Source organism: Sinomonas atrocyanea (assembly GCF_001577305.1).
In the GTDB taxonomy this organism is placed as follows: domain Bacteria; phylum Actinomycetota; class Actinomycetes; order Actinomycetales; family Micrococcaceae; genus Sinomonas; species Sinomonas atrocyanea.
This window is the reverse complement of the sequence record NZ_CP014518.1, coordinates 3,948,559-3,973,703: the sequence shown is the minus strand read 5'-3', so window position 1 is coordinate 3,973,703 and position 25,145 is coordinate 3,948,559. Positions and strand designations below refer to the sequence as shown.

Annotated in this window: 28 protein-coding genes and 1 pseudogene; 11 read left to right on the top strand and 18 right to left on the bottom strand. The window is 71.2% G+C overall.

The features are described 5' to 3' along the window. Nucleotide 1: 1 nt before the first annotated feature. Together SA2016_RS18230 and SA2016_RS18225 are read right to left on the bottom strand one after the other, a co-directional pair. Nucleotides 2-409: a GAF domain-containing protein gene (locus tag SA2016_RS18230; RefSeq protein ID WP_257125872.1), complete on the bottom strand. Its 408-nt coding sequence runs from the start codon at nt 407-409 to the stop codon at nt 2-4. Between the two features lie 22 nt (nt 410-431). Beyond that, on the bottom strand, nt 432-1,829 hold the full coding sequence (locus SA2016_RS18225; protein ID WP_066500892.1) for an MFS transporter: 1,398 nt from the start codon (nt 1,827-1,829) through the stop codon (nt 432-434). A 122-nt stretch (nt 1,830-1,951) separates the two neighbouring features. On the opposite strand from SA2016_RS18225, the gene SA2016_RS18220 reads away from it, so the two are divergent. Further along, entirely contained in the window at nt 1,952-2,854 is a 903-nt protein-coding gene (locus tag SA2016_RS18220) for a MurR/RpiR family transcriptional regulator (RefSeq protein ID WP_066500890.1), read from the top strand. Nucleotides 2,855-3,035: 181 nt separating this feature from the next. After that, the gene (locus SA2016_RS21580) at nt 3,036-3,206 is read left to right on the top strand and encodes a hypothetical protein (RefSeq protein ID WP_157089149.1); all 171 of its coding nucleotides are present in this window, start codon (nt 3,036-3,038) and stop codon (nt 3,204-3,206) included. A gap of 30 nt (nt 3,207-3,236) precedes the next feature. Here SA2016_RS21580 and SA2016_RS22370 read toward each other — a convergent pair whose 3' ends face one another. From SA2016_RS22370 to SA2016_RS18210, 3 genes are all read right to left on the bottom strand, one after another. Continuing rightward, entirely contained in the window at nt 3,237-3,359 is a 123-nt protein-coding gene (locus tag SA2016_RS22370; RefSeq protein WP_257125794.1) for a hypothetical protein, read from the bottom strand. Between the two features lie 115 nt (nt 3,360-3,474). Next, nucleotides 3,475-4,785: a C4-dicarboxylate transporter DctA gene (dctA, locus tag SA2016_RS18215; protein ID WP_066500887.1), complete on the bottom strand. Its 1,311-nt coding sequence runs from the start codon at nt 4,783-4,785 to the stop codon at nt 3,475-3,477. A 59-nt stretch (nt 4,786-4,844) separates the two neighbouring features. Then, nucleotides 4,845-5,972, bottom strand: coding sequence for a PrpF domain-containing protein (locus tag SA2016_RS18210; protein WP_066502827.1), 1,128 nt, complete (start codon nt 5,970-5,972; stop codon nt 4,845-4,847). A gap of 124 nt (nt 5,973-6,096) precedes the next feature. Here SA2016_RS18210 and SA2016_RS22680 point away from each other — a divergent pair. After that, nucleotides 6,097-6,783, top strand: a pseudogene (locus SA2016_RS22680) (LysR family transcriptional regulator); the annotation flags it as partial. Between the two features lie 255 nt (nt 6,784-7,038). Here SA2016_RS22680 and SA2016_RS22675 read toward each other — a convergent pair. Next, nucleotides 7,039-7,440 carry a hypothetical protein gene (locus SA2016_RS22675; RefSeq protein WP_371326668.1) on the bottom strand — a complete coding sequence of 134 codons (402 nt, stop codon included), beginning with the start codon at nt 7,438-7,440 and terminating at the stop codon, nt 7,039-7,041. Nucleotides 7,441-7,562: 122 nt separating this feature from the next. On the opposite strand from SA2016_RS22675, the gene SA2016_RS18195 reads away from it, so the two are divergent. Together SA2016_RS18195 and SA2016_RS18190 are read left to right on the top strand one after the other, a co-directional pair. Further along, the gene (locus tag SA2016_RS18195) at nt 7,563-8,501 is read left to right on the top strand and encodes an NAD(P)-dependent oxidoreductase (protein WP_229710803.1); all 939 of its coding nucleotides are present in this window, start codon (nt 7,563-7,565) and stop codon (nt 8,499-8,501) included. Between the two features lie 138 nt (nt 8,502-8,639). Continuing rightward, entirely contained in the window at nt 8,640-10,319 is a 1,680-nt protein-coding gene (locus SA2016_RS18190) for an APC family permease (protein WP_066500880.1), read from the top strand. A gap of 57 nt (nt 10,320-10,376) precedes the next feature. On the opposite strand, the gene SA2016_RS18185 is transcribed toward SA2016_RS18190, so the two are convergent. Then, nucleotides 10,377-11,345, bottom strand: a complete 969-nt coding sequence (locus SA2016_RS18185) for an NAD-dependent epimerase/dehydratase family protein (RefSeq protein WP_066500879.1) — start codon at nt 11,343-11,345, stop codon at nt 10,377-10,379. A gap of 71 nt (nt 11,346-11,416) precedes the next feature. Here SA2016_RS18185 and SA2016_RS18180 point away from each other — a divergent pair, with 71 nt between their 5' ends. Continuing rightward, nucleotides 11,417-12,115, top strand: a complete 699-nt coding sequence (locus SA2016_RS18180) for an NUDIX hydrolase (protein WP_066500872.1) — start codon at nt 11,417-11,419, stop codon at nt 12,113-12,115. A 136-nt stretch (nt 12,116-12,251) separates the two neighbouring features. After that, nucleotides 12,252-13,817, top strand: coding sequence for a S8 family serine peptidase (locus SA2016_RS18175; RefSeq protein ID WP_084249629.1), 1,566 nt, complete (start codon nt 12,252-12,254; stop codon nt 13,815-13,817). On the opposite strand, the gene SA2016_RS18170 is transcribed toward SA2016_RS18175, so the two are convergent. From SA2016_RS18170 to SA2016_RS18155, 4 genes are all read right to left on the bottom strand, one after another. Then, nucleotides 13,814-15,130 carry an aminotransferase-like domain-containing protein gene (locus SA2016_RS18170; RefSeq protein ID WP_229710802.1) on the bottom strand — a complete coding sequence of 439 codons (1,317 nt, stop codon included), beginning with the start codon at nt 15,128-15,130 and terminating at the stop codon, nt 13,814-13,816. The two genes, SA2016_RS18175 and SA2016_RS18170, sit on opposite strands and share 4 nt — an antisense overlap. A gap of 133 nt (nt 15,131-15,263) precedes the next feature. Beyond that, on the bottom strand, nt 15,264-15,524 hold the full coding sequence (locus SA2016_RS18165) for a GlsB/YeaQ/YmgE family stress response membrane protein (RefSeq protein ID WP_066500865.1): 261 nt from the start codon (nt 15,522-15,524) through the stop codon (nt 15,264-15,266). Between the two features lie 89 nt (nt 15,525-15,613). Next, nucleotides 15,614-15,799: a CsbD family protein gene (locus SA2016_RS18160; protein WP_066500864.1), complete on the bottom strand. Its 186-nt coding sequence runs from the start codon at nt 15,797-15,799 to the stop codon at nt 15,614-15,616. A 602-nt stretch (nt 15,800-16,401) separates the two neighbouring features. Continuing rightward, nucleotides 16,402-17,136 carry a TetR/AcrR family transcriptional regulator gene (locus SA2016_RS18155; RefSeq protein WP_084249628.1) on the bottom strand — a complete coding sequence of 245 codons (735 nt, stop codon included), beginning with the start codon at nt 17,134-17,136 and terminating at the stop codon, nt 16,402-16,404. Nucleotides 17,137-17,288: 152 nt separating this feature from the next. On the opposite strand from SA2016_RS18155, the gene SA2016_RS18150 reads away from it, so the two are divergent. The 3 genes from SA2016_RS18150 (at nt 17,289) to SA2016_RS18145 (ending at nt 19,052) form a co-directional block, all read left to right on the top strand. Next, complete coding sequence (locus SA2016_RS18150; protein ID WP_157089148.1) at nt 17,289-18,110, top strand: sigma-70 family RNA polymerase sigma factor; 822 nt, start codon at nt 17,289-17,291, stop codon at nt 18,108-18,110. Nucleotides 18,111-18,300: 190 nt separating this feature from the next. After that, nucleotides 18,301-18,462, top strand: a complete 162-nt coding sequence (locus tag SA2016_RS21840; protein WP_169803085.1) for a hypothetical protein — start codon at nt 18,301-18,303, stop codon at nt 18,460-18,462. A 125-nt stretch (nt 18,463-18,587) separates the two neighbouring features. Continuing rightward, on the top strand, nt 18,588-19,052 hold the full coding sequence (locus SA2016_RS18145; RefSeq protein ID WP_066500858.1) for an SRPBCC family protein: 465 nt from the start codon (nt 18,588-18,590) through the stop codon (nt 19,050-19,052). A gap of 6 nt (nt 19,053-19,058) precedes the next feature. Here SA2016_RS18145 and SA2016_RS18140 read toward each other — a convergent pair whose 3' ends face one another. From SA2016_RS18140 to SA2016_RS18115, 7 genes are all read right to left on the bottom strand, one after another. After that, the gene (locus SA2016_RS18140) at nt 19,059-19,625 is read right to left on the bottom strand and encodes an MOSC domain-containing protein (protein ID WP_066500855.1); all 567 of its coding nucleotides are present in this window, start codon (nt 19,623-19,625) and stop codon (nt 19,059-19,061) included. Nucleotides 19,626-19,656: 31 nt separating this feature from the next. Further along, nucleotides 19,657-19,788, bottom strand: a complete 132-nt coding sequence (locus SA2016_RS22360) for a hypothetical protein (RefSeq protein WP_257125791.1) — start codon at nt 19,786-19,788, stop codon at nt 19,657-19,659. Nucleotides 19,789-19,914: 126 nt separating this feature from the next. Continuing rightward, entirely contained in the window at nt 19,915-20,634 is a 720-nt protein-coding gene (locus tag SA2016_RS22355) for a hypothetical protein (protein ID WP_244932826.1), read from the bottom strand. A 26-nt stretch (nt 20,635-20,660) separates the two neighbouring features. Continuing rightward, nucleotides 20,661-22,061, bottom strand: coding sequence for an MBL fold metallo-hydrolase RNA specificity domain-containing protein (locus tag SA2016_RS18130; protein ID WP_066500853.1), 1,401 nt, complete (start codon nt 22,059-22,061; stop codon nt 20,661-20,663). A 158-nt stretch (nt 22,062-22,219) separates the two neighbouring features. Beyond that, a complete protein-coding gene (locus tag SA2016_RS18125; RefSeq protein ID WP_066500851.1) occupies nt 22,220-22,804 on the bottom strand; it encodes an NADPH-dependent FMN reductase in 585 nt (194 codons plus the stop codon). Nucleotides 22,805-22,907: 103 nt separating this feature from the next. Continuing rightward, on the bottom strand, nt 22,908-23,561 hold the full coding sequence (locus tag SA2016_RS18120) for a 4'-phosphopantetheinyl transferase family protein (RefSeq protein ID WP_066500847.1): 654 nt from the start codon (nt 23,559-23,561) through the stop codon (nt 22,908-22,910). Nucleotides 23,562-23,565: 4 nt separating this feature from the next. Next, nucleotides 23,566-24,075 carry a MarR family winged helix-turn-helix transcriptional regulator gene (locus SA2016_RS18115; protein WP_066500846.1) on the bottom strand — a complete coding sequence of 170 codons (510 nt, stop codon included), beginning with the start codon at nt 24,073-24,075 and terminating at the stop codon, nt 23,566-23,568. Between the two features lie 127 nt (nt 24,076-24,202). Here SA2016_RS18115 and SA2016_RS18110 point away from each other — a divergent pair, with 127 nt between their 5' ends. Then, nucleotides 24,203-25,123 (top strand): EamA family transporter, encoded by a 921-nt coding sequence (locus tag SA2016_RS18110; protein ID WP_229710800.1) that lies wholly within the window; start codon nt 24,203-24,205, stop codon nt 25,121-25,123. Nucleotides 25,124-25,145 lie beyond the last annotated feature (22 nt).

Below are 25,145 nucleotides of genomic sequence, written 5' to 3'. Positions count from 1 at the left end.
CTTACTCCTTCGCGGCGGCGATGATCGCCTGTGCGCCGTGGCGGGCTATGGTCTGGACGGTGTCGACATCGTCGTCGGTATAGGCGCCCTCGGCATCGAGGACGTTCAGGACCGCGACAGTCTTCCCCGCTGCGATGACGGGCACATTGATGATGGAGCCGCAGCCGAGACTCGCGATGAGCTCGGCATCCTTGAAGATCCGGTCGACGTCGGCGCGGCTCTTCCCGAAGAAGGGGACTTGCTCCTCGAGGCTGGCTCGGAGCCAGTCGGCGGCCACGTCAGTGCCGACCTGCTTGCGGCCACCCACCGGGTATTCGGCGGGACGGGAGGAGTGGATCCTCTCCATCTCCTGGCCGTCCTTGCGGAAGGCGAGGACCGTGAAGAGCCGGAAGCCGACAGCGTGGGCGATGGCCTCTTCGACGGTGGGGATGTCAGTGGGCTGCTGGGTATTCAGCGGGGTTCTCCTTGCCGATGATTTCCTTGGCGGTGATGTCCTCGAGCGAGCGTCCGGCCGTGCGGACCGCGAAGAGCAGGGTGCAGACGACGCCGACGGCGAGGACTGCGGTCGTCATGCCGAAGACTCCGGCGAAGCCCCACTGCGTCGCGAAGATTCCGATGATCAGGGGAGCGGTGATGGAGCCGACGCGCCCGAACGAGGAGCTCAGGCCGACCCCGGTGGCGCGCAGCCAGGTGGGGAAGACCTCTGGGGTGTAGGCGTAGACGCCGGCGTAGGTGCCGTTGAGGAAGAACGAGAGGGCGATGCCGGCGACGGTGATCCACAGCGTGTCCGTCATCGCGCTGAGCCAGAAGGCACTGACGGCTGACCCGACCAGGTAGATCGCGATGGTGAACTTGCGGTCCAGCTTCTCGTTCAGCCACGCGGCGCTGAAGTACCCAGGGATCTGGGCCAGGTAGATGTACAGGGAGAACGTGAAGCTGCTGGTGACGGTGAGGCCCTTGCTGATCAGCAGGGTGGGAATCCAGGAGAAGAAGCCGTAGTAGGAGAAGGTGATGACGAACCAGATCAGCCAGGTGACAGCGGTGATCCTCCACATCGCCGGTCCCCACAGGAACGCGATGGCTCGGCCCAGCGAGAATTTCACCGGGGCCGGTTCCGCAGCGTGGTGGGGGTCTGGTTCGGGGAGCGGGGCGCCTGTGGCATCGAGGACGCTCTGCTCGAAGTGGGCGACGACCTGCTCGGCCTCGGCGACCTTGCCGAGGTTCTGCAGGTAGCGCGGCGACTCGGGCAGGGAGCGCCGCCACCAGAGCAGCATCACGATGGGAAGGAAGGTGATGACCTGCGCCCAGCGCCAGCCCTGGGGGATTTCGGGGACAACGAAGCGCCCGATGAGCGCTGCAGCCACGAAGCCGAAGGAGAAGAACCCGGACAGGGCGCCAATGAACCAGCCGCGCCGGTGGCGGGGCACGAACTCGGACAGGAACGGGGCGATGATGGCGCTCTCGGCACCGGCGCCAGCACCGGCGAGGATCCGCGCGATGAGGAAGACCTCGAAGTTCCAGGCGGACGCGGCCACGAGGGAGGCCACCGCGTAGAGGGCCAACGAGTACATCATGACCTTCTTGCGGCCCAGCCTGTCGCCGAGGTAGCCGGCGAAGAAGGCGCCGAACAGGAAGCCGAAGGGGGCGGCCGATGCAACGAGCCCCAGCTGTCCGGAGGACAGGGCGAAGACGTGGCGGACGTCGGGCATGAGGAAGGCGACGATCGCGCTGTCCATGCCATCGAAGGTGTACCCGAGGCCTCCGATGAGGAGGAGGACGTAGTGCGGCCTGCTGAGCGGCAGCCGGTCTAGCCTTGCGGAAAGGGACACAACTTGCTCCTTGGGGGATAGCGTGATCGGACGGTTCGATCCGCTTGATCCGACATCGTAGGCGCAAGGTCTTTTGCAGACAATGTCCTTCTGCAATAGTTTTTTCAAGGGGAAGGGGCGGTGTGGCCAGCAACGAAACGGTGCCGAGGGTCGGCGAGGCTGACTCCGTCGAGGACTGGCTGCGCTCACTGCTGCCGGACAAGGCGCTGGGAGGAAGCGCGCACCAGGTGTTCGCCCTGATCGCGAGCCAGCCCGCCAAGGCCGCGTTCGCCCCGGCAGCGGAACTGGCCGAGCTGGTGCAGACGAGCATCTCGAGTGTGACGAGGATGGCCCAGCGGCTCGGCTACGCGGGGTGGCCCGACCTGCAGCGCGACCTGAGGGCGCGCTATCTGGCCCACCTGTCGATGCTTGAGGTCTCCGAGAGCCACCGCACGGCGGATTCCCCCTTCCGGGCCTCGCTCCGCCAGGACGCGGACTCCCTGGCGAGCCTCCTGCGCGGGGTGGATGAGGAGCGCATCGCACGGATCGTCGCTCTGCTGGCCCAGTCGGAGAACATCTACGTCACTGCCCAGGGAAGCTATGCCGCCGTGGGCCACGCGTTCGTGCACAACATGCAGATCGCCGGGTACCCGGCGCGCTCCCTCCTCGACAATCCCGCAGGCCTTGCCAATGCGGTGGCCAGGATGGGACCGGGGGACACCCTCGTCGTCTGCTCGTACTGGCGCCTGTACGACGTTGCTGTGACTGCCGCGACGGAAGCAAAGGCCAACGGCGCCACGGTGGTGGTGCTGGCGGACAACCTCTCCCTGGCGCTCGAGAAGTCAGCGGACGAGGTCGTCCTCACGCCGGCTGAGAGCATCTCGTTCTTCCCCTCGCTCACGGGGGCGATGGCCGTCCAGCAGGGAATCGTGGCGACCCTCGCGAAGCTCGACGATGAGCGCACGCGGACGAGCCTGATGGCGGTGGAACGCAGTTGGGAGAAATTCAACCTGCTGCACCGGTCCGCGCCGCGCCACATGCCCTAGGCGGGCCGGGCTCCGGGGTAATCCCCCGTCCGCGCCGACGGGTAGCCCGCGGCCCGACGGGGTATATGCACCGCGGAGGCATCGACGAGCGGAGACCGGGATGACAGCGGAGGCACCAGTGGCGGCGGCACACGGCGCGGCACCAGGGCGCATCAGGGCCTGCAGGGAGCTCAGGCCCGGGATGGACATCGAGGCCAGGGTGGGCGGCGTGTGGCACTTTGGCGGCCGCGTGCTGGAGATCCACCCGAGCATGGGCCTCTTCTGGGCGGAGTCGCCGGCGGGCGAGCGGCGCATCATCGAGTTCGAGGAGTACGAGGTCCACCGGCGGGCCTCGGGCCCCGACGCTGCGTAGCGCTGGAGGTCGCGCAGCCGAGGCGCGTCGTCAGTCGGTTTCGGGGCCCGAGCAGTAGATGCACCCGCCCGCCTGCGGGGCGCCGGTGCAGACCTCTTCCTCGGCCGTGCCGATCGCGTCGGTCTCGATCGCGGCGAGCGCGGTGGGTGCCATGGGTTCGTCCTTCGTCCTTCGTGCTGTGGTGCGTGGTGTCCCGGCGCCGGCTCCCCCGACTTTCGGGGTGCGTGTTGCGAGCTGCGCGAGCCGGCGCCGGGAGGCCTTCTCTGGGTCAGTGGGCGGGGACGGCGGCGGCGAGCGCCTGCTTCTCGTTCTCGGTGGGGACGAAGCCGGAGCTGAGCTCGGCCTGCAGCACGTCCGTGTCCAGGGCCTTCTCCCAGCGGGCGACGGCGATGCAGGAGACGATGTTGCAGGCCGTGCTGGTGAGGGCGCGCGCCTCGCTCATGAACCGGTCGATCCCGACGATCAGCGCGACCCCTGCAACCGGGAGCGTGGGCATGACGGTGAGGGTGGCAACGAGGGCCACGAAGCCGCTGCCGCTGACCCCGGCCGCGCCCTTGGAGGTCAGCAGCATCATGCCGAGCATGAGGAGGATCTGGCCCCAGCTGAGGTGGATGTCGCAGGCCTGGGCGATGAACATCGAGGCGAGCGTGAGGTAGACGGCGGTGCCGGTGAGGTTGAAGGAGTAGCCGGTGGGGACGACGAGGCCCACCACGCCGCGCTCGCAGCCGATCCGCTCGAGCTTGGAGAGCAGGCGCGGCAGCACGGGCTCGCTCGAGGACGTGGCGAGGACGATGAGGAACTCGTCCTTGAAGTAGCGCAGGAGCCGCCACAGGCTGAAGCCGGTGATCTTGGCGAGGATGCCCAGGCCGATGACCACGAGGGCGATGCAGGCCGCGTAGAAGGCCAGGATGAGCATCCCCAGGTTGCCGATGGAGTGCGCGCCGTACTTGCCGACGGTGAAGGCCATGGCACCGAAGGCGCCGATCGGGGCGACCTTCATGATGTAGCCGAACACGACGAACAGGAGCTTGTTGAAGCTGTTGACGACGTCGAGAGCGAGCTTGCCGGGGGCGCCGAGCTTGGTGAAGGCGAACCCGCAGAGGAGGGCGACCAGGAGCACGGGCAGGACCTCGCCGTTGGCGAAGGCCCCCACGAGCGTGGCGGGGATGATGTTCAGCAGGAAGTCGGCCGGGTTGCTGCTGGGCAGCTGGCTGGTGTACTTCGACGCGACGGAGGCGTTGAGGTGGGCCGGATCGATGTGCATCCCGGCCCCGGGCTGGAAGAGGAGGACCGCGCCGAGGCCGAGGGCGAGGGCCAGGGCGGTGAGGACGTAGAAGAGCCCGAGCGAGCGCAGCAGGGTCGGGCCGACCTTCTTGGCGTCCGTCAGGGACGTGATTCCGCTGACGATCGTGCAGAAGACGATCGGGGCGATCAGGAACTTCACCAGCTTGACGAAGCCGTCGCCGAGCGGCTGGAGCGAGGAGCCCAGGTTGGGCCAGAGTGCCCCGACGAGGATGCCGAGCGCGACGCCGACGAGGACTTGGACATAGAGGTGTCCGAGGATGGACTTGATCTTCATTGAACAACTTCCTGGATGGGGGGTCCCGCTGCTCAGGGCGGGGCCGGGGGGGGTGGGGATCAGGCCGTCTTGGCCCTGGAGTGTGCGACGTCGATGTCCGCGACAGCGAGCTGGCGCGCGGCCCGGTGGAGGGCGACTTCGGTGACGGCGCCTGAGGAGTCGGTGACGACCTCGGTGGTGATGACTCCGGCAGGGGTGCCGAGGCGCAGCAGCTGCCCGGTGTGGCCCGGGGGCAGCGCGTCGGCCACCACCGATCCGGGCACGGCGGCTGCGAGGGAGACCGCGACCGCGGAGGTCAGGCCGATGGCCGGGTGCGGAGCGAGCATCGAGAGCATGCGCACGCGCAGGTCGTGGCTCTCGGCCGAGACGAGCGTGCCGTCGGCGGCGGTGTAGTCCGCAGCGGGGGCCACCACTCCGATCTTCGGGATCGCGTTCTGCGGCGGGTCCTCCGGCGTCCTCAGGCCCATCGCCAGGCCGGCGGCGGCACGCGCGGCGATGAGCTGGGGCAGATTCCCGGCGAGGCTGGCGCCCATGGAGGACAGGTCGATCCCCAGGTCGTCGGCGTGGATGAGGGCCGCGGGGGCGCCCGCGTCCACCATGGTCACGTTCAGCGTGGTCCTCCCCACGGCGAGCGCGTCGGCCGGCCTGCCGGTCGGCAGCACGCTGCCGGTGGTCCCGCCCCAGGGCGAGTGGAAGGACAGACTCACGGGCACCCCGGGCGCGCTGCTGCCGGGCACCGTGGCCCGGCCGGAGGTCGGCACGCGGCGGCCCGGCGTCGCGATCGTCCCGGTCAGCACCGCACCGGTGTTGACGTTGCGCATCCGGACCCGGGTGGTGCCCTCCTGTGCGGCGACGATGCCGGACTGGACGGCGTAGAGCGCGATGGCGGTGGCGCAGTTGCCGCAGTTGGAGCCCAGCTCGACGGTGGGATCGCCGATCCCGATCTGCGCGAACAGGTAGTCGAGGTCCGACGGTCCCTCGGGGGTCGCGGTGATGATGGCGGCCTTCGACGTGGTCGAGGTCCCGCCGCCGACGCCGTCGAGCTGCCGGGCGTCCGCCGCCCCGAACGCGTCGGCCAGCAGGCGCAGCACCTCCTGGGGGGTGTGGGCATGCCGGGCCACGTCCTGGGCGTCGAAGAGCCAGCACTTGCTCGTGCCGCCTCGATACCAATGACCGCGGAGTTGCACGGTCCTCTCCTTCATCCTTCGGTGGTGCGCCTCACAGCGCCTGCTCCTTCTACGATCAGGGCAGCGATGCTTCAGCACAATCGCTGAAAAGTAGACGTCCCTCTACTTTTGCTAAACTCCACGCATGGCCGATCTCGACCTGCGGCGCCTCCATCTCCTGCGGGAAGTGGGCCGCCTGGGCTCCCTCACGTCCGCCGCGGCGGCCCTGTCCTTCACCACCTCCGCGGTCTCCCAGCAGATCTCCAAGCTCGAGCGCGAGATGGGGGTGGCGCTCGTGGAGCGGCACCCGCGGGGCGTGGTCCTCACCGAGGCAGGCACCGCGCTGCTGCGCTATGCGGACGAGATCGACAGGACGATCGAGGCGGCGCACGCCGAAATGGGGGAGTTCGCGGGCCTGCGGCGCGGCCAGCTGCGGCTGGGGACGTTCCCCACGGTCGGCGCCTCGCTCATGCCGGACGTGGTCCTGGCCTTCCGCGCGCGCCACCCCGGGGTCGCCGTCACGGTGGCCAGCGCCCGGCGGGACGGGCTCATCGAGCGGCTCAAGCGCCGTGACATCGAGCTGACCCTCCTGTGGGACTACCCCTGGGAGCGCATCAAGGACGAGGAGCTGGCCATCACGCCGCTGCTCGACGACCCCACCGTGCTCCTGGTGCCCCGCGAGCACGCCCTCGCCCGCGGCGGCCCGGTGCGCATGGGCCGGCTGCGGGACCAGGAATGGGTGGTCCGCGACGAGCACCCGGTGGCGGATGTCCTCAGGCGCGTCTGCCGCGGCGCGGGCTTCGAGCCCCGCATCGCCCTGGCCGCGAACGACTACAACGAGACCCAGGGCATGGTCGCCGCGGGCATCGGCATAGCCTTGGCCCCCGGCTCGCGCTCAGTGCGCTGCGCCCCGACGTCGCGATCGTGCCGATCGAGCATTCGCCCGCCCGGAGGATCCTCCTGGCCCAGCTTGCGGGCCGCCGCCTCAGCCCCGCGGCGCAGCAGGCCACCGAGGTCTTCCGTTCGACGGCCGAGCGCGCCGCCCAGGGACTCCTGCAGGCGGCGGAGTAGGGGAGCGGGGCGCCGCTCAGGCGCCGCGCCCCAGCTGGGCGAGCCCGGCGACGGCGACCACCAGCGGCCGCCCCTGGCCGGGCTCGGGCTCCATGTCGACGAGCGCGAGCTGGGTCAGGCGCAGTGGCTGGCCCTCCTCGGCGGCGCCGCGCCGGGTCGCCGTGATGTGGGCGCGGTAGCCGTCGCCGGCGAAGTCGGGGCGGCGGAACGTGGGCACGTGGATCTCCAGTGCCCCGACGAGGTCGCGGTGCAGGGCCCGGACCTCGGGGGAGTCCACGAGGGCCACCGGGGTGTCGTGCCGCGGCCCGAAGAGCTCCCCGGGCCCCGCGACGGCCGTGATGGGGGCAGTCCGGGCGGCCACGGCGCCCATGTCCGCTGCGAGCTGCGCCGCGCTCGCCCAGGTCGTGAACACGGGCATCACGGTGATGTGCAGGGGCCAGTCCCGCACCGCGTAGCGCTCGCCGATGGCCATGGGCGCCAGGGGCAGGACGATCGCGAAGCGGTGCACGCCTCGATCGTAGGCGCCGATAGGGTGGCCCCATGACCACGAAGACCCCGTCCGCGCCCGTCCGCGTTGCCGTGCACGGCGAGCCGCTGCCGTTCATGACCGAGGCGATCGAGGCGGGAGGGGCGTCCCTGGTCGGGCTCGACGGGGAGCCCGAGGTCCTCGTCCTCGACCACGGCAACCCGAAGCGGGAGCTGCTCGCGGTGCTCGACGCGACGCCGTCGATCCGCTGGGTCCAGCTGCCCTCCGCCGGGATCGAGGCCTACGCGCACGCGCTCGCCGCGCACCCCGAGAAGGTGTGGACCAGCGCCAAGGGCGCCTACGCCAAGCCCGTCGCCGAGCACGCCCTCGCCCTCTCGCTCGCGCTCCTGCGCCACCTGCCCGAGCGCGCCCGCGCCCGCTCCTGGGGCCCGGCCACCGGGACGTCCCTGCACGGGATGCGGGCCCTCGTGATCGGCGCCGGCGGCGTGGGCCTGGAGATCCTGCGCCTCTTGAAGGTGTTCGACATGGAGGTGGACGTCGTGCGCCGCACCCGCGCCTCGGTCCCGGGGGCCAGGAGCACGACGACGCCGGCCCACCTCGCCGAGCTGCTGCCGGAGGCCGACGTCGTAGTGGTCGCCGCCGCCCTCACGGCGGATACCTCCAAGCTGATCGGAGCGCCCGAGCTGGCGCTCATGAAGCCCACGGCGGTCCTGGTGAACATCGCCCGCGGCGGACTCGTCGACACGGACGCGGTGGTCTCGGCGCTGCGGTCCGGGACGATCGCCGGCGCCGCGCTCGACGTCACGGACCCCGAGCCCCTGCCCGACGGCCACCCGCTGTGGGACGAGCCGCATGCGCTCATCACCCCGCACGCCGCGGACACCCTGGAGATGATCCGTCCACTGCTCGGCGAGCGCTTTTCCGAGAACCTGCGCCGGTACTCGGCCGGCCGCGAGCTCGAGGGCCTCGTGGACGCCGCCGCCGGCTACTAGTGCCCGGGATCCCAGACACCGGCAGATCAGCCGCCCTCTGGGTTTGCTGAGAGCTGCGTCACAGTCTATTGTCGTGGGGTCATCGGGGGCGGACTTCGGTCCGTTGGACGCACCGTGCAACGAAAGTACTCACTACATATGGCAAACGACGCCGTGTCCGGAGTTCGGCAAGGCCGACCGCTCAAGAGGGTCATGGGGTTCTGGGGCCTCATGTTCGTTTCCCTGGGCTCGATCATCGGATCGGGCTGGCTCCTGGGTGCCCTCGGCGCCGCGAAGTCAGCGGGGCCCGCCTCGATCATCTCGTGGGTCCTGGCCGCGATCATGCTCGCGGTCCTCGCCCTCATCCACGCCGACCTCGGCGCCGCGTACCCCGTGGCCGGAGGCACCGCGCGCTACCCGCACTACGCGTTCGGCGCCCTCGCGGGCTTCACCGCGGGCTGGGTCGGCTACCTGCAGGCCGTCACGATCGCCCCCATCGAGGTTGAAGGAGCCATCACCTACCTCGAGAGCGCACCGTGGCTCAAGGACAACAACATCGACCTCGTCAACGCCGACCAGACGCTGACGCCGCTCGGGCTCGTCATCGCCGCCATCTCGCTGCTGCTGTTCACCATGGTCAACCTCATGGGCGCCAAATGGCTCTCGGACAGCAACATCGGCGTGGTCATCTGGAAGACGGCGGTGCCGATCCTCACGGTTGTCGTCATCACGGCCCTCCTGTTCCACCCCGGCAACTTCTCGGCCGGCGGCGGCTTCGCCCCGAACGGGTTCCACGGCATCTTCGCAGCCCTTCCGCTCGGGGTGGTCTTCGCCCTCCAGGGCTTCGAGCAGGCCGCGCAGATGGCCGGTGAGGCCCGGGACCCCAAGAAGGACGTCGCGAAGGCCATCATCACCGCCATGGCCATCGGGGCCGTGGTGTACATCCTGCTCGAGGTGGCCTTCATCGGCGCCGTGGATCCCGCCAACATCCTCACGAACTGGGACAAGCCGCTCGGCGCCGGCGCCTTCGGGCCGTACTACGACCTGGCCCTCGCGGCCGGCGCGGGCTGGCTCGCGATCGTCCTGCTGATCGACGCCGTCGTCTCCCCGTTCGGCACCGGCCTCGTGTACATCGGCACGTCGGCCCGCATCTCCTACGCCCTCGGCGAGGACGATGCGCTGCCGCCGTGGCTCACCGCTGTCAGCAAGCGCGGAGTGCCGTGGGGATCGATCCTGCTGGCGTTCGGCGTGGGCCTCATCGCCCTCCTGCCGTTCCCGAGCTGGCAGGCCCTCGTGGGCCTCGTGACCGATGCCACGGCCATCATGTACGCCTTCGCCCCGGTCTCCCTCGCAGCGCTCATGCGCCAGCACGCCGGCCGGGAGCACCCGTACCGCCTGCCCTGGCCCAAGGTGCTCATGCCGTTCGGGTTCATCGCCGCCAACCTCATCATCTACTGGTCCGGGTTCGAGTCGACCTGGAAGATCCTCACCGCGGTCCTCCTCGGGCGGATCATCTTCGAGATCGCCCTGCACCGCTCCAAGACCCTCAAGACGCGCCGGGACCTCGACTGGCGCGCGGCCTCGTGGATCTGGCCCTGGCTCATCGGGCTCGTGGTCCTCGGGCTCCTCGGGCGCTACGGCAAGGGATCGCTCAGCATCCTGCCCGAATGGGTGGACATCGCCTTCGTGGTCGCCTTCGCGCTGCTGATCTTCTACTACGCCATCGGCCTGGCCATGAAGCCGGAGGACATCGCCGCCGCCGTCGAGGAGGACGAGTTCGAGTTCGAGGCCATCGACCTCCCTGCAGAGGGGCGCCCGGCGGGCCAACCGAACCTCTGACGCCGCCACGGGCCACCCCACGGAGCAGCGGCCCCGTGGGGTGGCCCGCGGACGTGCTCAGAACGCCTGGCCGCCCACGTCGACCTGGCCGTGGTCCACGAGCCACCGCAGTGACTCGCGGAGCGCCTCGAGCGAGGAGTAGCGGGGCGAGTAGCCGAGGACCTCGCGGGCACGCCCGATGCCCGCTGCGATGCTCCGCTCGGTGTGCTCGTGCGTGGCCCGGGCGTGCTCGGGCCCGTACCGGCGCTCGAACTCCTCGGGATCCACGAACTCGAGCACGGGCTCGCGGCCGAACCACGCGGCCGCGCCCGCGGCGAGTCCCCGCAGGGTCATGGCCTGGGCGGACACCACGTGGAAGCTCGAGCCGACCGCGGCCGGCCTCGTGAGCGCCAGCTCGAAGGCCTGCGCCACATCGTCGGCGTGGACGTGGTGCAGCACGCCCAGGCCGCGGTCCGGCAGCGCCTGCGGCTCGCCGGTGGCGAGGCGCCGCCACACCTCGGGATCGAGGTTGCCCGCGGGCGTGATGACCGGCCAGCCCGGGCCGGTGATGTGGCCGGGGTGGAGCACGACGGCGGGGACCCCGCCCGTGCGTGTCTCGCGGTGCAGCAGCTCCTCGATGCGCGCCTTGCCCGTCCCGTACGGGCCGAACGGCGTGCGGGGCTCGTCCTCCGTGACGGGGACGCGGAGCGCGCGGCCGTGGACCCAGATGGTCCCGCAGTGCAGCAGGAGTGGCTTCGCGGGCCGCAGCGCGTCGACGAGGTGCCGCGCCGATTCGGGGGTGAAGCAGAGGAGGTCCACCACCGCGTCGGGCTCGAGCCCGGCGATCCGGTAACCGAAGGTGCCGGCCGCCTCCTCGGCGTCCCTGTCTGCGGCGACACGCTCCACGGAGGCCCACTCGGCGGCCTCGAAATACGGCTGCCGGCTTCCCCGGCTCACGGCGACGACCTCGTGGCCCGCGCGCACGAGCCGCGGCACGAGGTAGGACCCGATGTGCCCGGTGGCACCGATGACGACGACTCTGCCCATGATGCTGCCTTCCGTTCAGTCGTGCTCAGACGTGAGGAGGTACTGCCCCATCATGCGCCTACAGTGTCGGTATGGAATCACCGATCGTGGGGCGTGCGGCCACCGTCGTCGTGGTGCGGGACGCGGAGGCGGGGCTGGAGGTCCTGCTCCTCGAGAGGCCCGTGGCCGGGTCCTTCGGCGGCGCCTGGGCGTTCCCCGGCGGCCGCGTCGACCCCGAGGACTCCCACCCCGACGATCCCGAGGAGCACGCCGTGCACGACGAGGCCTTCTCGGCCGCCCCCGCCGCCGTGCGCCGGGCCGCGGTGCGGGAGACCCGGGAGGAGACCGGGCTGCTCCTGGCCGAGTCGCACCTCGTGGAGCTCTCCCGCTGGGTGCCCCCGGCCCGCGCTCCCAAGCGGCTCACCACATGGTTCTTCCTGGCCCGCGACCCGGGCGGGGAGATGCTGCTGAGCGCCGACGAGCACGTGGACTCCGCCTGGCTCCGCCCGGCCGTGGCCCTCGAGCGGCACGCGGCGGGGGAGATGGTGCTGTTCCCGCCGACGTGGCTCACGCTGCACGGCCTGGCCGGCGCCGGCTCGGTCGAGGACGCCCTGGGAAGCGCTCCCCGTCCGGCGGCCCACTTCGCGAGCTACCAGCTCCTGGACGCCGACGGGAGGATCGAGGCCGTCCTGTGGGCCGGCGACGCGCAATACGGGGACCCGGCAGCGGCCGGGAGCGGGCGGCACCGGCTCACGATCTCGCGCCTGCCCTGGGTCTATGAGCGCACATGACAGGCACATGACAGGAGCACCCGCGCCAGTGGCAGCAGACTCTTTTCTGGCATGAGCCGCATCACTAGTCTTCGGGTCGGAGGTTCAGGCTGAAGCGCCCCGCACCCAGGCGTTCCAGCGGGACGAAAGGCACACGATGCGATCACGTACCTTCGCACGGCCTCTGGCCTGCACGGGCCTCGCGGTGGGGCTCTCGGTGGCGGGAGCTGTCCCCGCCGCCCTCGCCGCGGGCACTTCCCCCGCCGCAGGCGCCGCGAGCGCGGCGACCACGGCTTCCGCTGCGCAGCAGGCGCAGGCCGTCCAGAACTACCTCGTGCTCTACAGATCAGGAGGGAAGGCCGCCGGCACGTCCCTCAGCGCGATCGCGTCGGCCGGCGGCACCCTCGTGGGGGACTACGCTGCCATCGGCGTCGCGGTGGTGAGCTCGGCGGCGTCGGACTTCCCCGCGAGGCTCCGGGCGGCAGACCCGAGCGTCGACGCGGCTGCCGGAACGTCCGCGTTCGGCGTGGCGCTCCAGACCGACGCCGCCGGCGCTGCGCCAGGCCCGGCTGCTCCTCCGGCCCCGGCGCCGGGCGGGGACAGCCTCTCGGCCCTGCAGTGGGACATGGACCAGATCCAGGCCCCCGAGGCGCGGGAGGTCAACGGCGGCAGCCCCTCGGTGGTGGTCGGGGACATCGACACCGGGCTCGACTGGTCGCATCCGGACCTCGCGCCGAATGTCGATTTCTCGCGCTCGGCCTCGTGCGTGGGCGGGGTCGCAGACACGGCACCGAGCACGTGGATGGATGACAACGGCCACGGGACGCACACGGCCGGGACCCTCGCGGCGGCCAAGAACGGCATCGGCATCGTCGGCATGGCCCCGAACGTGAAGCTCGCGGGCATCAAGGCCGGCAACGCGGCCGGCCTCTTCTACCCGGAAGCGATCGTCTGTGCCTTCATGTGGGCCGCCGACCACGGCATCCAGGTCACGAACAACAGCTACTTCGCCGACCCCTGGCTCTTCAACTGCAAGAACGATCCGGGCCAGAGGGCGATCTGGGAGGCCGAGCGGCGCGCCATCCGCTACGCCCAGCAGCAGGGGGTCACGGTGGTCGCAGCCGCGGACAACCAGTCCGACGACCTCGCCCATCCGACCCAGGACGCCACCAGCCCGGACGACACCACGCCCGTGACGCGGGACATCACCAACGCCTGCGCCGTGGTGCCCGCCGAGGTCCCCGGCGTCGTGACGGTCTCGGCCACCGGCAACCTGGGCCTCAAGTCGTTCTTCTCGAACTACGGTGTCGGAGTCGTCGGCGTCGCGGCGCCGGGCGGCGACTCCATCCTGCAGCGCACGGCCGCCGCTCCGAACGGCCGTGTGCTGTCGACGTGGCCGAAGGACCTCATGGGCAGCTGCCTCCGCCCGGTGGTCGACGCCTCGGGTGCGACCTACTGCTACCTCCAGGGGACCTCGATGGCCTCGCCTCATGTGGCAGGGCTCGCAGCGCTCATTGTCAGCTCGGGCGTGACGAACCCCGGAACCGTCGCGGCGAGGATCGCCAACTCCGCTGACCCGATCGCCTGTCCGGCGGACATGTCGGTCTACGCGCCGTTCCCCGCGATCGACGGCGGCGCCCCGCAGGTGTGCCAGGGCGGCGCGGGAGCCAACGGGTTCTACGGCAAGGGCCAGGTGAACGCCCTCCGGGCGATCGGCGGCTAGTCCCGTCCCGGAGCGGCCGGGGCGGCCGGGGCATAACGCGCGTTCGCCTCGACCGCCGCCCGCACCACCGGGGCCAGGCGCCGCACGCCCTCGCGGATCTGCTCGGGCGCCACGCCGGAGAAGGCGAGGCGCAGCTTCGAGCTCGGCGCATCGGACGGCGTGAAGGCGGCGCCCGGAATGAAGACCACTCCCGCCTCGATCGACTCATGGAGCAGGGGATACGTGTCGATCCCGTCGGGGAGGGTGACCCAGACGAAGAAGCCGCCGCTCGGCGTCGTCCACGTCGCCTCGGCCGGGAAGTGCTCTCCGAGCGCGTGCAGCATGGCGGCGCACCGCTCGGCATAGACGGCGCGCGACTCGGCGAGGTACGCGCGCCAGTCGAAGGAGTGGAAGAACTCGGTGACGAGCATCTGGTTGAGCATGGACGGGCACAGCACCACCGCCTCGGCGGCGAGGTAGAAGCGCCGGTAGAGGTGCTTGGGGACGAGGGCCCAGCCGAGCCGCACGCCGGGGGAGAAGATCTTGGAGAACGAGCCGCAGTAGATGACGTCGTCCGGGTTGTCGGCGCGCAGCGGGGCCAGCGGCTTCCCGTCGAAGCGGAGCATGCCGTACGGGTTGTCCTCGAGGACCAGGATGTTGTGCTCGCGGCAGATGTCCACGATCTGCTGGCGCCGCTCGGCCGCCAGGGTGATGCCCGAGGGGTTGTTGAAGCTGGGGATCGTGTACAGGAGCTTGATGGTGGCCCCGGCGGCCTCGAGCTCGGCGATGCGCGCCTCGAGGAGCTCGGGGACGAGCCCGTCCTCGTCCATCCCGACGGGCTCGACGCGGACCTGGTACGCCTCGAAGGTGTTGAGCGCTCCCACGTACGTGGGGTCCTCGGCGAGGACCACGTCGCCGGGATTGCAGAACACCTTCGCCGCGATGTCCTGCGCCGACTGGGAGCCCGTGGTCACCACGACGTCCTCGGGCGAGGCGCCGAGGATGCCCTCCTCGGCCATGATCTCGCAGATCAGCTCCCGCAGTGCGAGCGTGCCCTTGCCGCCGCCGTAGTGCAGCGCCTCCATGCCGTGGTCCATGATGACGCGCTGCGCGGTCTCGGCGACGAGGCCGAGCGGAAGCCGGGTCAGGCTGGGGGAGCCGCCCGCGAGGGAGACGAGGCCCGGGCGGATCGAGATGTCGAACACGTCCCGCACCGCCGACTGCCTGATGTTGTGCGCTCGTTCGGAGAAGAGCGCCTCGTGGCGGTGGGCGGCGTCGGCGCGCTCGAGGGCGGTCTGGGTCTCTGCGGTCAGCTCAGTCTCGTGGGGCGTCACGCCCACATCCTAGCCCGAAAGTTGTCCAATATGCACCCAATGTTGTTAGCCCGTGGCTACTGCCCGCCACGCACGACGGCGGCGGCCCGCCCGGGTGGGCGAGCCGCCGCCGTCGAAGGTCGGCTACTGGGCCTCAGGCACGTCGGCGCACCACGGCGCCGTAGATGCCGAGGACGATGAGCGAGCCGATAATCGAAACGATCCACGTCTGCAGGCTCCAGAAGTTCGCGAGCCCGACGCCGAAGATCGCGCTTCCGATCCAGCCTCCGAGGAGGGCACCCACAACTCCCAAGAGCATGGTGATGAGGATGCCCCCGCCCTGGCGGCCGGGGAGGATGGCCTTCGCGATCGCCCCGGCGATCAGGCCGAGGATGAGGAACGCGATGATGCCCATGGATTAGCTCCTTCTCAGGTGGACTCGTGGTGCTCGGGACCGATCAGGTCAGACCGGTCCGCGGGTGAATCGTTCGGCGAGGGGCGGCCTCAGTGGCCGGTGATGTCCTTGGCGGCGTCCTTGATGTGCTCGCCGGCCTGCTTGACGCCGGCCTTCGCCTGATCGCCCTTGCCCTCGGCCTCGAGGTCCGGGTTGTCCGTGGCCTCGCCGGCGCCTTCCTTGGCCTTGCCCTTGAGCTCTTCGGCCTTGTTCTCGAACTTGTCTCCGATACCCATGGCTTTCTCCTTCTGGGAAGCGAGAAGGGGCTGGGATGCCCCCTCCCTCCGGTCCTTGCCGCGGGCTGCGGGGAGTGCTCCCCGCGCCGCATGCCCTCCCGTTTCCCATGCACCCCGCCGGTCAAACATCGCCCGGAGGCATGCGTTCCGAATCCAGACTGTGTGAGGGCGGCCGCACGGGGAAGGAGGTGTGGATGAAGACCATCGATTCCACCGTCTGTGCCGTAGAGGTGAGCGCTGTCGCGGACAGCTCGGTGCTCTGCTCCAGCGCGCCCGTCCTCGAGACGATGCCCCCCGAGCCCGCGCCTCCGCACCGCCCGCCGGAGCCCGGTGTCCCGCCCGGGCCGAGCATTCCGCCGGACCCCGGGCCCGACACGTTCCCGCCGTTCGACCCTGACGGCGCGCCGGAGCCGGATCTCCCGTCCCCGGGGCGGCCAGCCCCGGGTCAGCCATTCCCTCCGGGCGGACCCGTGCCCCCGGACTCGCGGCGCGCTCAGTAGCCCGCACACGCCACGCGCGGCCCACGCAGCAGCAGGCTGCGCCCAGACCCCGAGGGGCTGGGCGCAGCCTGCACTATGAGAGCTGCCGGGGGCTTGAGGGGCCTAGTGGCGGGCGTCGTCGAGTTCCCGCGCGCGTGCGGACTCCCCGACCTCGCGCGCTTTCGCGGAGTCTCTGCCGCCAGCCTTGTTTCGCGCGGCCGCGGGGCCCGTCGTTGCCACGGGCCGCGCGGCGGTGGGCCGCCGGTCCGGCCGGTGCAGGTCGATGAGCACACGCGCCAGGCTGCGGGCCCGGAGCGCCGCGCGCTGGTCCCCCTCGATGGAGGCGACCATGGCGCCCTCGGTGAGGATGTGGAACGACCAGGCGAACCCTGCGGGGTCCTCGAGCCCGGCCGCCTCGGCGAGGGCCGCAAGGGGCTCGCGGATGGCCGCGAGGTGGGCCATGGCCGCTCGGCCGAGGGCGTGCTCGGCCCCGAATTCGATCATCACGTGCAGGAATGTGTTGACCTCGGCGGCGCCGCGGCTGAACCAGTCGTCCAGCACCGTGAACGCGGCGAGCAGGCCGTCGTCGGGGTTGTGCGCGTGGGCGATGGCCTCCTCGATGGCGTCGTGCCGCACCTGGTACCAGCGGTCCATGTAGGCGAGCACGAGGGCTTCCTTCGAGGGGAAGTGCCGGTAGAACGTCGCCTTGGCGACACCCGATCTCGCGATGATCTCGTCGATTCCGACGTCTCTGACGCCGCGCTTGGCGAAGAGCCCGTAGGCGGTCTCAAGGATCCGCTCGCGGGCAGGTTTGCGTGCCGCGGCCTCAGGGGCCCGGCCGTTTTCTCGACCGTCCATGCCATCGATGGTAGCACGCTGGACAGACAGGTCTGTCTACCTATATAACTCTTCTCGGCGGAACAGACAGGTCTGTCTCGTTGAAGACTTCGAGGTAGCCAGCATCAACGCCGGGCACCGCCGCTGGGCGGTGCAGAGGAGGGTAGGTCGCTGTGAGTGAGTCAGCTGTGATGGAGTCGAGGAGTCCCCTGGCGGTCCTGGCCGGGGGCCTGGCGGGCGAGCCCGCCGCGGGACGTGCGCCTGAGGGGGCTGCCCGCGAGGATGCGGCCGGGGGCCGCGAGGGTGCCTCGTCCGGTGGCGCGGGGGCGCTGGTGGTGGAGCATCTGGGTTTGGCGGATGCGCTGGCGCGGCGGCACCGGGTGCCCGGGCATGACTTCGAGGACATCCGGCAGGTGGCCCGGATGGGGCTGGTGATGGCGGCGCAGCGGTACCGGGAGGGTGCCGGGCACGGGTTCGTGCAGTTCGCGGTGCCCACGATTTCCGGGACGATCAAGCGCTATCTGCGGGACCAGTCCTGGGTGGTGCGCCCGCCGCGGTCGCTGCAGGAGCTGCGGCTGGGGGTCAAGGAGGCCCGTGGCCGGCTGGTGCAGGAGCTGGGCCGGGAGCCGTCCCTGGCGGAGCTGGGGGAGGCGACGGGGGCCAGCCCGGAGCAGGTGGCCGAGGCCCGCTCGGTGGATGCGGCGATGAGCGCGGCGGCGATCGAGCCGCTGGATTCCTCGGGCGAGGGCGAGGGGGAGCGCACGGCGCACCTGGTGCCGGTGGTCGAGGCGGGGTTCGAGCAGGTGGAGCTGCGGCAGATGGTCGCGTGCGCGCTGGAGGGTGCGAGCGAGCAGGACCGGCTGCTGGTGAAGCTGCGGTTCGTGGACGAGATGAGCCAGTCTGAGATCGCCGCCGAGCTCGGGGTGTCCCAGATGCAGGTCTCGCGCCTGCTGCGCCGGCTCCTGGACCGCATGCGCCGCAAGATGGCCGCCTGACACCACCCCAACCAGAAACCCACACCGCCGGAACCCCACACCCACCCGGGCCGGAAGCGCTGGACCCCACACAGCGGGGCAGCCACCCGACCACGGCACGCCGTGCCGATGCGGTGTGCGCCGCAGCCGCCGCAGGTGCCGCGGCTGTCCGGAGTGTTTCATCCAGCGTGATTCAGGGAAATTCCGCCGCATGAACACTCTTCTGGTGATCGTGGGCATCATCGCCATCATCCTGCTGTTCGTCGGCGGGTTCGTGAAGGCCGTGAACTTCCTGCTCTGGGTGGGCATCATCCTGCTCATCCTGGCGCTGATCGGGTACATCCTCGGCCGCTCGCGCAGCGGCAGGCGCTAGCCCCGCCCTCGGGCCGCTCCGTCCTCGGACGGGCGCCCGGAGACGGATTCCCCCGGCGCGGACGCGCCGGGACACTGTGCCGCGACCTCTGCCGCGACGGCGGGCGCGCCGCCTAGCATGGCTCCATGGCCGCCTACACGATCTCCCGCAGCGCCTTCATCCCCGCCCCGCCCGAGGCCGTCTACCCGCATGTCGTGGACTTCCACAAGTGGGCGGACTGGTCGCCGTGGGAGGCGCTCGATCCTGCGATGGAGCGGACCTTCAGCGGACCCGCCGCCGGGACGGGGGCACAGTACTCCTGGCGCGGGAACCGCAGGGCCGGTGCCGGCACCATGCAGATCCTCGAGGCCGAGGAGCCCCGGAGCATCCGGCTCCGGCTGGTCTTCGTCAAGCCGTTCAAGGCGGTCAACCCCACCGGCTTCACCTTCGAGCCGGACCGCGGGGGCACCCGGGTGACGTGGGTGATGAAGGGCGAGAACAGGGGTGTCGCGGGCGTCGTCGCGAAGCTCATGAAGGTCGACAGCATGGTGGGCAAGGACTTCGAGAAGGGCCTGGCCAACCTGGCCCGCGTGGTCGCAGCGGGACGGTGAGCCCGGCTAGGGCAGTCGTGACGGGCGCAGGACCCGCGCCGTCCCCGCCGCGGCGGGGACGAGCTCCACGGGGCTGAGCAGCGTCGCCGGACCGCGGCGCAGGGTCCCGCCGCTGATGGGCCGGCAGCGGATGCCGCCGCGTCCCCGCATGGCGGCGTGCGCCCCGGGGGCGAGCATGCGGTCCATCCAGGCGCACGGGTGCGCCTGCCGGCCAGCGTGAAGCTGCACCGCGGCCCCACCCTGGCGGAGCGCGAAGTCGGCGCCCAGGAGGGGCGGCAGCTCCGCGCCGCGCAGGATCACATTCCGGCGGGTGAGGAGCGGATCGAAGGGCGCCACGCCCAGTTCGGCGGCCATCGCCTCGAGTCCCTCGACGGCCAGGATGGTCAGGGCGGCGTCCATGTGGGCTGCCTTGCCGAAGAACCGGTCGCCCACAATCCCCTTGCCGGCCACGACCTCGATGTGCTCGGCATCCTCCGACGGCACGTCGGCGGCGCCGTCACGTGCCCGGCCGAAGTAGGCGTGCGCGGGCGAGACGAGGAGGTGGAGCACCTCGACCTCGTACGCGAACTCCATGCGCCCACAGTACTGGACGCGCTCAGGCCCCTCAGTCCTCGTCAGGCCCCTCCGCCGCGTCCTCGGAATGGGCGCGGATCCCCGTGCCGTCGACCTCGGTGTCGCCCTCGGCCGGTGCCTCGGTGTGCACGCGCTCGTCGTCGTCAGGCTCGAATCCAGCCATGTCTTCCGCCTCGGTTCGCGAAACGGGACCGTGCCCCGCGGGCAGCGGGTGCGCTTCCGGCCCCACCTCCAGCGTAGGCCCGCAGCGCGCCGATGGCGACGGTGTCCGGGCACAGGTGTGCCGCCGTTACTTGAGGCTCAGCACATCCGCCATCGGTCGCCCGTTGACGAACACCGCGGCCCGCTTGGCCCCTGCGGCCGCGATTGCGGTGAGGTTGATCTGCGCCTCGGCCCGCGGGATGTCGCACACCCCGCCCAGGAAGAACGAGCCCGAGAGGTAGACGGTGATCGTCGTGCCGTCGAACGATCCCCCCAGGTACTTCAGGGTGGACTGATAGAGCACGTTGACGAGCCCGGACTGGCCCACCTCGCGGCTGCGGTTGGCGAACAGCCGTGTCAGGCTCGGCCCGACCTGGTCGCGGAACGTCACGGGCTCCGTGTAGGTGGCCACGGCGGAGTCGCCGCACCCGACGCTCGGCCCGGACACGCCACCGTCCTCGATGGCGATGTAGTAGATGGTCAGGGGAGCGGTCTGCTCGGGGAGCTGGCCGCCCGCGGCCGGCGCCGAGGAGGCGGGCGGGGCCGGGGCCACCGTGGGCTGGCTCGGCGCGGCGGGCGGGGTCGTCTGTGCCGGGGACGAGGGAGCGGAGGACGACGGCGCGGGGCTGCCGCTCGCCGTCGTGCTCGCCGAGGCGGTGGGCGAGGAGGAGGCGGGCGTGCTGCTCGCCGTCGTGCTCGCGGACGGCGACGAGGGGGACGGCGCCGGGGACGGCGGGCCGAAGCAGGCGGTGAGCGTGAGCAGCGCCGCCAGGGCGGCGGTGCCCAGGACCGGTCGGATGGGCTTCATGGCATCCTCCTCGTGGATTCGGCGGATCAGCGGGCGGCGGCGAGGTCCACCCGCTCGAGGTGCTCGGGGACGCGGGCGTGCCAGCCGAGCTCATGCTGGATCCGCCGGCGCAGCGTGTCCGAGGCCCCGATCTCCCCGTGGGTCACGTAGACCATCCGCGGCTGCTTCGGGCAGGTGCCCATCCAGCGCAGGATCGCGTCGGCGTCGGCGTGCGCCGAGAGGTTGTCGAGGCTGACCACCTCGGCGCGGATCGGGACGTCGCGGCCGTAGATGCGCAGGCTCGTGGCTCCGTCGAGGAGGAGGGCGCCGCGGGTGCCGCCGGCCTGGTAGCCGCTGAGCACGATCGCATTGCGCGGATCCGGCCCGTAGGCCTCGACGTGGTGCAGGACCCGGCCGCCGGTGAGCATCCCGGACGCGGAGATGACCGCCATCGGGCCGCCGCGCAGGTTCAGCGCCCGCGACGCGTCCGGGTCGCGGATCAGCTGGGGCAGGGCGTACATCTCGCGGAACTCCCGCTCGCTGATGCGGTGCTCCTCGGGGTACTTGCGGTAGAGCTCGGTGGCGTCCACCGCCATGGGGCTGTTGAGGTACACCGGGATGTCCGGGATCCGGTCCCGTCGGCGCAGGCGGGCCAGGTGCAGCATGAGGGTCTCGGCGCGGCCCACGGCGAAGGCGGCGATGACCACCACCCCGTTGCGCTTCGCCACCCGGCGCACCACCTCGCCCAGTGCCTCGGTCGGGTCGTCGCGGGGGTGCGCGCGGTCGCCGTACGTGGACTCGGTGACGAGCACGTCGGTGGGTTCGAGGGGCTCGGGCGGGTTCATGAGCGGATCGTCGTCGCGGCCCAGGTCGCCCGTGAAATGCAGGGTGGTCCCGGCCGGGCGGCCGTCCTCGAGGCGGAAGTGGACCTGGGCGGCGCCGAGGATGTGCCCCGCCGGGACGAAGCGGGCCTCGATTCCCGCGCCGAGGTCGAGGGGCTCGCGGAACGGCTGGGGGCTGAAGCTGCCGAGCGATTCGACGGCGTCCCGCGCCGTGTAGAGGGGCTGCGGCGTGCTGTGCCGCGACGACCCGCGGGCCCGCGCGGTCTCGGCCTCCTCCTCCTGGAGGTGGCCGCTGTCCGGCAGCAGGAGCGTGCACAGGTCCGTGGTGCCGGGGGTCGCGTAGACGGGGCCGCGGAACCCGCGCTTGACCAGGGCCGGGATGTAGCCGGAATGGTCGAGGTGGGCGTGGGTGAGGACCACGGCGTCGACCAACGCCGGCCGCACCGGCAGCGGGGCGCGGTTGCGCTCGCGGAGCTTCTTGTAGCCCTGGAACAGCCCGCAGTCCACGAGGATCCGCCGGCCCCCGTGCTCGAGGAGGTAGCGGGAGCCCGTGACCGAGTCGGTGGCGCCGAAGAAGCTCAGGTGAGTCCCGCCGTCGTGCCCCATGGCGGAAGCGTAGGAGGGCCGGGGCGCGGCGGGCTACGGGCTTTGTGCCCCCTTAAGCCTTCTGAGGGTCATGTTCTGGGAGTCACCTCATGTGACCTCCAGAACATGACCCTCAGAAGCTGACCCCCAGACGGGGCGGAATCAGCGGGCGGGCGGGATCAGCGGGCGGCGGCCTCGGCGAGCTCGGCCGGGGCGGTGGCCCCCGTGGTCCCGGCAAGGGCGGCGACGACCTTGGCGATGCCCTCGACGACCTCGGCATCGTCCTGAGGCTCGACCTCGGCGAAGCGCGAGTAGGAGGCGCCGATCGCGAGCGTGGCGTCCTCGACGACCTCGGCGCCGGCGACCTTGAGCGACTTGCGCACGTCGTCATGCGCCCAGACGCCGCCGTACTGGCCGGCGGAGGTGCCGATCACGGCGGCCTTCGTGCCGGTCGCAGAGGAGGCGCCGAAGGGCCGGGAGATCCAGTCGATCGCGTTGTTGATGACCGCGGGCATAGTCCCGTTGTACTCGGGGGTGACGAGGAGGAGGCCGTCTGCGGCGGCGACGGCGGCGCGGAGCTCGGCCGCCTTGGCGGGAACCTTGCCCTCGACGTCGAGGTCCTCGTTGTAGAAGGGGATCTCCTCGAGGCCCTCGAAGGTGGTCACCGCGGCGCCCTCCGGGGCGGAGGCGGCGGCGACCTGGGCGAACTTGCTGTTGACGGACTCGGTGCGGAGGCTGCCGACGAGGGTGAGGATCTCTGCCATGGGGGCTCCTTGGGATAGGACGGTCCCCGCTGGGCCGCGGGGCTTCTGTGATGCGTCAACAACTTTCAGGGGCTGACCATTTCCGGATCCGGAGTGGTCTCGGTCACGCCGGGCCCTCTCCGCTGGCGTCCTGCCAGCAGGCGGTGACGACGTGGCCGGCTGCCTCGAGGTACCGGCCCCCGAGCACCTGCCCGTGCGGGCCGCGGGCCACGAATCGTCCCGCGGTCCAGTGCTCCGCGACGAGGGTCACGTCGATGTCCCGCAGGCTGGGGGGACCGGCTTCCGGGCCGCCGAGGGCCTTGGCGGCCGCCTCCTTCGCCGAGAAGACCACGAGGTCCAGCGGCAGCCCGCCGCCCGCCGCGCGCACCCCGGCCAGGCCTGCGAGCTGGCGGTCCGAGCTGACCAGTTCGAGCACTCCCTCCGGCAGGGCGGCGGCCTCCTCGAGGTCGACGCCGAGGCGCCGGAAGCCCTCCGAGGCGGCGGCGACGGCCAGCGCGATCCTGTCGGTGTGGGAGATGCTCCCCGTGGTGCCCGCGGGCCATGCCGCCGATCCCGTGGCCGTGCGGGGGAGTGGCTGCTCAGTCGGGACTCCCGCCGCGCAGAGCGCTGCGGCCGCGGCCTCGCGCCCGGCGCGGTGCTGTCCCCGCTGCGGCGGCTCGGACGGTGAGGCGGGGCGGACTGTGGAGGCGCCGACGGCGATGCCGGCGGGCAGTGCGGCCCGCACGACTGCCGCGAGCGGGTTCCTCGGTCCGCCCATCGTGTCAGTCCTGGTCCAGGGGTGCGGTGTCGCCGCGTGCGAGCAGGAGCTTCTGCAGGATCGTGTCCAGCGCGTGGACCTCCGACGGGTCGAGGCCGTGGAGGAACCGCTCGGCGCCCTCGATGTGGTCCACGATCAGCCGATCCACCAGCGCGAGGCCCTCCGGCGTCAGGGTCACCAGGAGCTGGCGGCGGTTCGCGGGATCGACTTCCCGGCTGACGAGGCCGCGCCGGAGGAGCTTGTCGACCCGGTGCGTCATCGCCGCGCCCCCCACCATGCTCGTGCCCGCGAGGCTCTTGGGCGTGAGCGTGTAGGGGGCGCCCGCGCGCCGCAGCGTGGCCAGGACATCGAACTCCCACGGCTCCAGATCGCTTCCGGCGAAGTTGCCGCGGATGCTGGCGGTGATGAGCTTGCCGGCCCGGCTCAGCCGCGCGATGACACCCATCGCTCCGGTGTCGAGGTCCGGCCGTTCGCGCTGCCACTGGCGCATGTAGGCCTCGACCGCATCCTCCATGGTCCCTCCCCTGTCGCTGCCACCGTCCTGGCACCGGGTGCGGAGGTGCCCAGTTTGGTGGATCAGCGAGTCTACCATAGGGTTTCTGTGTCAAATAGTTCGATATCGAACAGTTTAAGGATGCGCCGTGCCGTCTCGCCTGGGTGCCGTCATGAAGTCCCCTGCTCTCGCTCCGGCCACCGCCGCACTCGCCCCGGCCGTATGGGGCAGCACCTACCTCGTCACCGCGGAGCTGCTGCCGCCCGACCGGCCGCTCCTCGCCTCCGTGATGCGCGCGCTGCCGGCCGGCCTGATGCTCGTCGCCCTGACGCGGGCACGGCTGCCGCGAGGGTTCCGGGCGAAGACCGCGGCCCTCGGGGTGCTCAACGTCGGCGCGTTCTTCTACCTCCTCTTCGTCGCCGCCTACCGTCTCCCGGGTGGCGTGGCCGCGCTGGTGCTCTGCGCGCAGCCGATGCTCGTCCTGCTGCTCAACGGCGTGGTCCTGAAGCAGGGCATCAGGGCGGCCCATGCGGCGGCGTGCGGTTCCGTGGCGGTCGGAATTTCCCTGCTGGTCCTCACCTCCAGTGCGCAGCTGGACGCAGTGGGTGTCGTGGCAGGACTGGGGGCCGCGGCCTGCATGGCTGCGGGAATTGTCCTGACCAAGAAATGGGGAAAACCGCCCACCATGGGAAATCTCGCGTTCACCGGCTGGCAACTTACCTTCGGTGGACTCTTCTTGGCGCCGATGCTCGTGGTGGGCGAAGGCCTGCCGCAGACTTTCACCGCGGAGAATCTCCTCGGATTCTCCTACCTGGGAATTGTCGGTGCCGCCCTCACATATTGGATCTGGTTCAAGAGCATAGAAGCGCTCCCGACCATTGCGGTGTCATTTCTCGCTTTTGCCAGTCCGCTGACCGCCGCGGTTCTCGGTTTCCTCTTCAGGGGTGAGGCCTTCACCCCGATCCAAGCCCTGGGCGCTCTCGTGATCGTCGGCTCGATCGTCTCGGTCCAGCCGCGGCCACCCCGACTGCCCCGGGCACTTCCGAGCCCCGCCCACCGAAGTCCGTAGTCCTCTGCGAACCCTCTCGACG